The sequence below is a fragment of the Deltaproteobacteria bacterium genome (assembly GCA_016219225.1).
Lineage (GTDB): Bacteria > Desulfobacterota > RBG-13-43-22 > RBG-13-43-22 > RBG-13-43-22 > RBG-13-43-22.
In genome coordinates this window covers 20759-27977 of the sequence record JACRBX010000262.1, presented here as the reverse complement: position 1 = coordinate 27977, position 7219 = coordinate 20759, and the positions used below count along the sequence as shown (strand labels likewise).

The 7219-nt window shown below is 49.4% G+C and carries 8 protein-coding genes; 5 read left to right on the top strand and 3 right to left on the bottom strand.

Annotation, left to right across the window (positions count from 1 at the left end; translation table 11 throughout):
• Window positions 1-187, bottom strand: a 187-nt coding sequence (locus HY879_21785; protein ID MBI5605975.1) for an aromatic ring hydroxylase, incomplete at its 3' end; no start/stop codon positions are given.
• Window positions 188-747: 560 nt separating this feature from the next.
• On the opposite strand from HY879_21785, the gene HY879_21780 reads away from it, so the two are divergent.
• Window positions 748-1317, top strand: coding sequence for a flavodoxin family protein (locus HY879_21780; protein ID MBI5605974.1), 570 nt, complete (start codon window positions 748-750; stop codon window positions 1315-1317).
• A gap of 5 nt (window positions 1318-1322) precedes the next feature.
• On the opposite strand, the gene HY879_21775 is transcribed toward HY879_21780, so the two are convergent.
• Window positions 1323-2378: a GGDEF domain-containing protein gene (locus tag HY879_21775; protein ID MBI5605973.1), complete on the bottom strand. Its 1056-nt coding sequence runs from the start codon at window positions 2376-2378 to the stop codon at window positions 1323-1325.
• A gap of 243 nt (window positions 2379-2621) precedes the next feature.
• Complete coding sequence (locus tag HY879_21770) at window positions 2622-3080, bottom strand: hypothetical protein (GenBank protein ID MBI5605972.1); 459 nt, start codon at window positions 3078-3080, stop codon at window positions 2622-2624.
• A gap of 554 nt (window positions 3081-3634) precedes the next feature.
• Here HY879_21770 and HY879_21765 point away from each other — a divergent pair.
• The 4 genes from HY879_21765 (at window position 3635) to HY879_21750 (ending at window position 7218) form a co-directional block, all read left to right on the top strand.
• A complete protein-coding gene (locus HY879_21765) occupies window positions 3635-4318 on the top strand; it encodes a Crp/Fnr family transcriptional regulator (protein ID MBI5605971.1) in 684 nt (227 codons plus the stop codon).
• Window positions 4319-4599: 281 nt separating this feature from the next.
• Window positions 4600-5583: a porphobilinogen synthase gene (gene hemB, locus HY879_21760; GenBank protein MBI5605970.1), complete on the top strand. Its 984-nt coding sequence runs from the start codon at window positions 4600-4602 to the stop codon at window positions 5581-5583.
• A 9-nt stretch (window positions 5584-5592) separates the two neighbouring features.
• A complete protein-coding gene (ahbD, locus tag HY879_21755; GenBank protein ID MBI5605969.1) occupies window positions 5593-6717 on the top strand; it encodes a heme b synthase in 1125 nt (374 codons plus the stop codon).
• A gap of 3 nt (window positions 6718-6720) precedes the next feature.
• Window positions 6721-7218, top strand: a complete 498-nt coding sequence (locus HY879_21750) for an Lrp/AsnC family transcriptional regulator (protein ID MBI5605968.1) — start codon at window positions 6721-6723, stop codon at window positions 7216-7218.
• Window position 7219 lies beyond the last annotated feature (1 nt).

The following is a 7219-nucleotide window of genomic DNA, read 5'->3' as shown; positions in this document are numbered from 1 at the left end:
CGGTCAGATGGGAGATGGCCGTACACAGCTCCTGATTCTCCGGTTTGGCCGCCTCATCATAGGTGGTGCCGATGGTATTGAGACAGTCCATCTGCACTTCGTCCGTGCGGTCGATCAACTGGCCGTCAAAATAAAGATTCCGTTTCATCCCGGAAAGGCCTTGGATATATTGCTCTTTTGTCCTCATTTTTCCTCCAAATTAAGTATGTTTTTTTGCCTCACTGACAATAGCCCTCAAAAGTTGTTTTAATGGTCCCTATTTTGCTGCTCCTTTCTTTCATCTCCTTTCCATAGGGGCATTTTCTGTTTTTTAGTAAGGTTATATTAATCATCCCTATTCGTTTTTCAATATTTGCGGATTAGCTGATGCAATAAAAACCTTGATTGGATAGATGTTTATCCCTATAAAATAAAATAAAAATAAAAAAGTCAACTAAATTTTATAGGGATGGTTGGAATAAATGGCTTAAAGGTTGACATCAACTTTGGTTTATTTAAGAAAACCATAAAACAAGCCCAGGAAAGGAAAGGGGGACAAAAAGGCCAAAACCGAAGGGCCCATCTAAATAATATATTATATTCTTAAATAATTGCAAAGGGGAAAGGTAAATAAAAAAATCCCCCCGGGCGGCCCGGGGCATTCCCTGATTCAGGCAATTGTTCCTTCCCTTTCCGATTGCTTTTTGATACTATTCCTAACTTAAATTCCTATACCATTAAATTTAATCAAAAATCAGGAGGACAAAGATGAAGGTATTGGGCATTATGGGGAGCCCCCGAATCGGGGGCAACAGCGATATACTCTTGGACCAGGCCCTGGCAGGTGCCCAGGAGGCCGGGGCGGAGGTTGAAAAAATCTTCCTCAATCTGAAAAAGATTTCCGGCTGCTATGACTGTAAAAAATGTAACGAAACGGGGCTCTGCGCTATCGAAGACGACATGCCGGAGATCCAGCGGAAGATCCTGGAAGCGGACGCCCTTATCCACAGCGTACCGGTTTATTTCTGGTCCATGACCGCCCAGATGAAAGCCTACCTGGACAGGTGGTGCGTCTTTTTTGATGCGGAATGGAGATGGCATAAGGTTTACTATTCCAAAATGAAGGGAAAAAGGATCGGTTTGATCACGGTCTGCGGCGATTTGAATGTACACACGGCCGACCCTATTATCCACAGCTTTAAAACCACGGCGGACTTTACCGGACTTAGCTGGATGGGAGCCGTTATGGCCTCCGCCACCAATAAGGGAGAGATCGCCCAGGATGAAGGGGCCAAAGGGGAAGCCTTTGAATTAGGCCGCCGAACGGCCCAACCCTGACCGCCTTAATGGGCTTTAGATTTCCCCGGGCTGCCGGCCGTCTTCGGTGATTGAGCCAGGGACGCCCTGTTCCGTCCTTCCTGCTTGGCCTGATAGAGGGCTTGGTCGGCCCGCCTGGTCAAGGTCTCCGGCGTGTCACCCGCTAAGGCTTCGGCAGCCCCGACAGAAATAGTTACGGTAAAATCCTTTCCATCGAGGAGGAAGCGGCTCTCTTCCAGGACCCGGCAGAGCTTCCATCCTAACTCAACCGCCTCCTGTCCCAATACCTTGATAAGGACCAGGGCGAACTCGTCTCCTCCGTAGCGGGCCAGGAAATCACTTTCCCGGATGGTGGACTTCAATTTAAAGGCCACGCCCTTTAAGATACGATCGCCGGCCTGGTGGCCATGAGTATCGTTGATGGGTTTAAAGTTATCCACGTCAATCATCATCAGCGAGAACGGATCCTGGTAACGCTTTTGTAAAAGAATCAACTCGGCCAGCTTCTCGTCGAAATAGGCCCGGTTAGCCAGTTGGGTCAGACCGTCGATACGGGTTGCGGTCTTTAAATTCTCGATCTGCCGACGTTGTGCCTCCAGGTTATCCTTGGAGCGGGCCAATTCCGTTTTAAGGGTCGTGTTACTGGAAATCATGCGGTCGATTTCGATCAGAAGACGATCATGGACCTCGCTTAGGTCCGGGGGAAGTCGCATGTCTTCAATAGTGGTCCGAACCCCTCCCAGGGTCGTTGAGGAAGTTTGGGCGGCCTGGTCGGCCCGTTGGATAAGACCGGCTAAATTGAGCAAAATGGCCCGGATCACCTGGGCCGAATCACTGAGTTGTTGCTCCCGGGGATCCATCCGCGGAGCGGCTACCCCTTTCCGATCAGGGATTACCTCCCGTGATTGGCCCCGCTTCCGGAAAAGGCGGCCTATCCCGGAAAACAGATTGGCCAGCCAACTCCTGAGCGGTAAAGACAAGTCGGTGATGAATCGAAAGTTAAGAAGCCTCGACAAAAGGGGCAGGAAGAGCCCGACAACAATCCCCCCTCCGAACAATACCACAATGGACGTAATAGACATTGACCTTTCCTCGGCATCCTTCCGGGCTGATATTTTATTAAACTGGATTGAGAACAAAAAGAATAAAAAATTAAGAGAAGGAGGTCAAGTTTTATTCGCCTCAGGTGATCCCCGGCAAAAAAAAAGAAACTACGATTGGAGTTCTATAGGTGGAATGGTGGGAATAAAGCCCTAACCGAAGCTATTTGAAATATGGTGGTTATGTGAATTATCCAGTATCCGGTATCGCTATTTCAGAAGAGTTCATCGCGACGTCCTGAAACGTCCCGACAGGGCTTTAAGAATCAGGCCGGTGCCGATACCCCAGGCGCCGTTGTTTAGAAATACGGTCAGCAATAGAGGCGGGGGCCAGCCCCCTCCTATGGGTCGGCCCTTCAACGGCAACACCACCAAAAGGGCGACCAGGGAAGGCAGGATGGCGCCAAACAGAAAAGTACTTATCCAGTAACCGTCTTGCGGAAAGCGGCCCTGGATCAGCGCCAATAGAATACCCCACATCCCGCCCCAGAAAGCCAGCGAGAGGACGGCAGGTACCCCGAAGGGTTGGGTGGCTTTCATAGAGAAAGGCCCGGACGGCGCCAGGCCTATGGACCACAGCACCGTCAGCATCAGTTGGTGGAAAATCAGTGTGGCTAAAAAACCCGCCGCAAAGCCCACCAGCAGTCCTGCCGGAAAGCCGATCGCTGTCCTGTTATGCCTCATAAAAACAATCGCCAGGAAACCTACATCCTGGTGCTATGGCTTAATATCCCTGCCGGTTGTCGATCCGGCAACGCTTTCACAATTGGACACGTCTTGCATCGCAAAAGCCCCTGTCCAACCGTATAAGTAAAAAGATCGACATGGTTGATCATTTCCAATTTCGCCTTTTCTGAAGCCTTATACCGTTTTAGACAAGCATTTTTCGAGATCCTTAAATTTCCAGGCTGATAAGGGCAATCAATGGTTTCCTGCCTGTTTGCCGACAACCAATACTCTGCAAAATTATTATTATGCGCCATTTTCACCTTCCCGTTAGAATTTGACCGCTTTGGGATCATTCCCATTTTTGGTTCATTATCTAAAAAAATGACCTGAGAATAAATAATGGGGATACTTTAAATTAACGGAAATTTAACTGTATTTTAGGGGGGGCAAAAAACATTTTTTCTACCAGGAGACCAGCCGATCTTAATAGTCCATTGACTAAAGTTAAATAAATTTATATTATTTATAAAAATAGGCTCTGAAAAAATGGGGAACGGGATGGCAGCATAGTGGAATTGTTAAAAAGGAATCCCTTGTTTAGCGGTCTGGATGAGGCCGGGATACACAAGGTCAAAGGAATTACCGTTCTTCAGACCATTAAAAAAGGGGAAATTCTTTTCTCACAAGGCGATGGCGCCCATGGGTTTTACCTGGTCGCCCACGGCAAGATCAAGATATACCGGATGTCTCCTCAAGGTCAGGAATATGTTATGCGAATCGTGGGACCGGGAGAGACCATCGCCGAAGCCGCCGTCTTTTCAGGAAAAACTTATCCGGCCTCAGCCGAGGGCTTGGAGGACAGTCGGCTCTATTACCTGAAAAAATCGGATTTCCTGGCTCTGATCCAGGAGAGCCCCCAATTAGCCCTGAATATGATGACCGGTCTTTCTTTATTATTAAGACAACTGGCCCAACAAGTGGAAGACCTTTCGTTAAAAGAAGTCTCTGCCCGGCTGGCCCGTTTTCTCCTGGAAGAGGCCCAAAATATTTCCAACATACCAACCGATGGTCTGAAGATTCACCTGAAAACTAAAAAAAGCTTGCTGGCCAGTCGCCTGGGAACCATTGGGGAAACCCTTTCTCGAACCCTGACCAAGATGAAACAGAAAGATATAATCGATATTAATAAAGAAATAATAACCATCCGGAGTTTCCCGGCTCTAAAAGAAATCGCCGAAGGTCTGAAATTATAAGGGTATTATATTTAATACGAAAATAACGTTCAGGGATCGGGGGTCAGGGATCGGGGGTCGGCGAAAGACATTTTCATTCTTCGTAGTGCCCGACCCGGGCATGAGCGCTTAGTACGAAAATAGAGTTACGGGTTACGAGTTGCGGGTTACGGGTTCAAAACCAACCTTACTTCGACATTCATTATTCGATATTCGATATTCGCATGTTCATGTTTCGTGGCGCCCCAAAGGGGCATGAGGGCTTAATATATCCTTAAAAACCAAATTATTAGGAGTGACCCATGCTTTTCCCAGACTATCGGCCAAGGAGACTGCGCCAAAATGAATCCTTTAGAAGAATGATCCGGGAGACTTCGCTTTCGGTTAATGACCTGATCTATCCCATGTTCGTAGTTTTCGGCAAAGGGATCCGGCGACCGATCTCTTCCATGCCCGGAATTTTTCAACTTTCCATAGACGAACTCATCAAAGAGGCCCTGGAAGTTCGGGCCCTCAAGATACCGGCGGTCATCCTTTTTGGGATCCCCGACAAAAAAGATGAAAAGGCCTCCGGGGCTTATGATCCCAACGGGATTATCCAGCGGGCCATGAAAGCCTTAAAAGAAAAAGTACCTGATTTGATTGTCATCGGCGATGTTTGTCTATGCGAATACATGAGCCATGGACATTGTGGAATAATCCAGGGGCGGGATGTCGATAACGATGCCACCTTAGAGCTTTTGGCCCGAACCGCCCTGGCCCAGGCCAAGGCCGGGGCCGATATGGTCGCTCCAAGCGATATGATGGACGGCCGGGTGGCTGAGATCCGACAGGCTTTGGATGAAAACGGCTTTGAGCATATACCTATTATGGCCTACTCGGCCAAATACGCCTCGGCCTATTATGGTCCTTTCCGGGAAGCCGCCGAATCGGCCCCTAAATTTGGAGATCGAAAGACCTATCAAATGGATCCGGCCAATGTTCGGGAAGCCCTTCGTGAAGTAAATCTGGATGTTGAGGAAGGGGCGGATATCATTATGGTCAAACCGGCCTTGCCCTACCTGGATGTGATCTGCCGGGTGCGGGATGAATTCGACCTGCCGGTGGCTGCTTATAGTGTAAGCGGCGAATATGCCATGATCAAGGCGGCTTCCCAACAGGGCTGGCTGGATGAAGACAAGGTGATCCTGGAGAGCCTGACCTCCATTCGGAGGGCCGGGGCCGACCTGATCCTGACCTATTTTGCCAAGCAGGCAGCGGCCCTTTTGCACCAGGCCCGATCATGAGGACATTTTATGAAAGGCCATAAACATTCCATAAATCCTCAGGTGGAAAAAGCAACCGGGTCTCTTCCATCAATCCCGGAAATCCGTCTGGTGGCCTGGGAGGTGACCCGGCAATGCAATCTGTCTTGCCTTCATTGCCGGGCCTCGGCCGAAATGGGCACCTATCCCGATGAATTGACTACGGCCGAAGGCCTTTTACTCCTGAATCAAATCCGGGAGGTCGGACAGCCGGTGGTTATTTTGACCGGCGGAGAACCCTTGCTCCGGCCGGATATCTTTGAATTGGCCCGGCATGGCCATTCCCTGGGACTGCGCATGGTCATGGCCGTCAACGCCACCTTGCTGGATCTTAAAAATGCCCGAAAATTGAAAGAATCGGGCATTCAGCGGATCAGCATCAGTATGGATGGGGCCACGGCCGAAAGCCACGACTTTTTTCGGCAGGTAAAAGGGGCCTATGATGGCATTCTCAAAGGAATAGAAGCAGCCAAATCCGTTGGTTTGGAATTTCAGATCAATACCACCGTAACCCGGCATAATCTTCAGGACCTGGCCCGGATCCAGGAAAAAGTCCTTGAATTGGGGGCCGTAGCCCATCATATTTTTATGCTGGTCCCGACCGGTCGGGGCAGGGCCCTATCCGACCAGACTATTTCGGCCAAGGATTATGAAGATACCTTGACCTGGCTGGTTAAGAGAAGGGAAGAGATTCCCCTCTCCATAAAGGCCACTTGCGCCCCTCATTATTACCGGATCCTCAGAGAGACGGCCCACCAGGAAGGGAGAAAAATCACTTTTGAGTCCCACGGATTGGATGCTGTCACCCGGGGCTGTCTGGGAGGAACCGGGTTTTCTTTTATCTCCCATCGAGGGCAAGTCCAGCCCTGTGGCTACCTGGAAGTCGATGCCGGAAATATTAGAAAAAAGACCTTTAAGGAGATCTGGGAATCCTCTCCGGTCTTTTCGGCCATCAGGGACCGGTCCCAATATTCAGGCAAGTGCGGTCACTGTGAATATTTTCGGGTTTGCGGCGGTTGCCGGGCCCGCGCCTTTGAAGCCACCGGAAATTATTTGACCGAAGAACCGCTTTGTACTTATCAGCCGAAAAAGCAGGCAATGGGCTATGGGCAATAGGCTATGGATAAACGCAAAAAAAAAGAATCCCCTATAAAAGACCCGCCTTACAGGCTCGATCGGCTCGATCGGGCCATCCTGAATGAAATTCAGTCTCATTTCCCTCTCAAGACCAGACCCTATCGGGAGGTTTCCGAGCGGCTTGGACTTAAAGAAAAAGAGGTCATCTCCAGGGTGGAGCGCATGAGCCGGGGAGGAATAATCAGGCGCATCGGGGCAAATTTTAACTCCCGCAAACTGGGCTTTACCAGCACCCTTTGTGCCGCACGGGTTCCGATGGATAAACTGCCCGGTTTTATTGAAGAGGTTAATCGATATGCCGGGGTCACCCATAATTATGAAAGGGAGGGCGATTATAATATCTGGTTTACTTTTATCGCCGAGTCTCAGGAAATAATCGAATCGGCCCTTAAAACCATTAAACGCCGGACCGGGATCAAGGAATTGATCAGCCTTCCCGCAGAAAAGATTTTTAAAATCCAGGTTGATTTTGAGGTTTAAT